General features: G+C 82.6%; 1 protein-coding gene. It reads right to left on the bottom strand.

Annotated elements, in window-relative coordinates; genetic code table 11:
• Window positions 1-96: 96 nt before the first annotated feature.
• A complete protein-coding gene (locus tag AB6N24_RS23080) occupies window positions 97-633 on the bottom strand; it encodes a hypothetical protein (protein WP_412871693.1) in 537 nt (178 codons plus the stop codon).
• Window positions 634-1,331: the final 698 nt, after the last annotated feature.

Genomic DNA, 1,331 nt, shown 5'->3' with positions numbered 1-1,331 from the left:
GCCAGCGGCCGCGCCGCCAGCGGCCGCGCCGGTAGCCGCAGCGCCCTCGGCGCCTGCGCCCGCACCCCGGGCCGCCGCGACCGAGGCACCCGGACGTCAGACAGCCGCACCCGAGACCGTTGCGCCGACCGCGTCTGCCCCGACGGCACCCGCGAAGCCCCAGACCGCGACGCCCGAGCCGGCGACGCCGAAGCCCGCACCGTCGGCCGTGACGCCACCGCCCGCGACCGAGGCATCCGCACCGACCGCGTCCGCGCCGACCACGTCCGCGCCGACCGCGTCCGCGCCGACCGCGAACGCGGAGCCCGCACCCTCCGCCGCGTCTGCGTCGTCGGCGCCCGCCGGCCGGGCTGCCGAGCCGCAGACCGCTCCTGGCGCGCCGCGGGCTGCCGCCCAGGCACGGTCCGCCGCGCCCGGCGGCCCCGCGACGGGTGAGGCCCGCACGACCGCGACCGCGACCTCGTCCTCCGCGTCCGCGGCCTCCCCGGCGTCCGCGGGCGCGGCGTCGAACGCTGCCGCTCCGGCGTCGAGCGCTCCCGCCCCCTCGTCCGCGCCGTCGGCGCCGGCACGCCCGTCGCCCGCCGAGCCGGCCTCGGCCACCCCTCCGGCTGCAGCGCCTCCGTCCGTCGCCACCTCGGCGGCGTCGCCGCCTGCGGCGAGCGCGCTCCCGACGCGTCAGCCCGTTGCCGAGCAGGCGTCGGCCGCAGCGAGCCCGCTGCCGGCGCGTCAGCCCGTCGCCGAGCAGGCGTCGGGTGCATCGTCCCCGTCGGCGGCCTCGGCGGGCCCGCGCCCGACACGCCCCGCGGGCGAGCCGGCGGGTGCGCCGTCCGCGGGTGCCGCAAGCCGGCCAGGTACCGGACCAGCGCGGGCCGACGACACCCCGACCCAGGTCACACCGCCGACCCGCGACGCGGGCCCCGTCCGGACGCCTGTGCTGGATGCGGCCGCGAGGTCCGGGGCTGCGCCGGTCGGCGCGTCCTCCGCACCTGCGACGCCTTCCGCTGCCGGGGCGACCGCGTCCGGTGCCTCGTCCGCGCGGCCCGCCGGGACACCCGATCCGGCGCTGCGTCCCGTCGGCGCACGACCGGCCGTTGCTGCCGGGGTCGCCGGCGCGGCCGGGGCGGCCGCCGCGCCGGGGGGTGCCGCGCGTCCTCCCGCGACGTCCTTCACGAAACCGGCCGCGGACCGTACCGACGGCCTCCCGGCCGCCGGTGACAAGGCCGGCCCCCCGACGACCGCCTACCCGGGCCCGGCGGCGAACGGGGGTGCGCGGCCCGGCGTCGCGACGGCTGCGCCCGCAGCTGCTGCCGCCGCCGGCGCGTCCTCGACCC

This window comes from Cellulomonas jepli (assembly GCF_047229345.1).
Lineage (GTDB): Bacteria > Actinomycetota > Actinomycetes > Actinomycetales > Cellulomonadaceae > Cellulomonas_A.
Note: the sequence above shows the minus strand (reverse complement) of the source record. Positions and strands in the feature narration are given on the sequence as shown.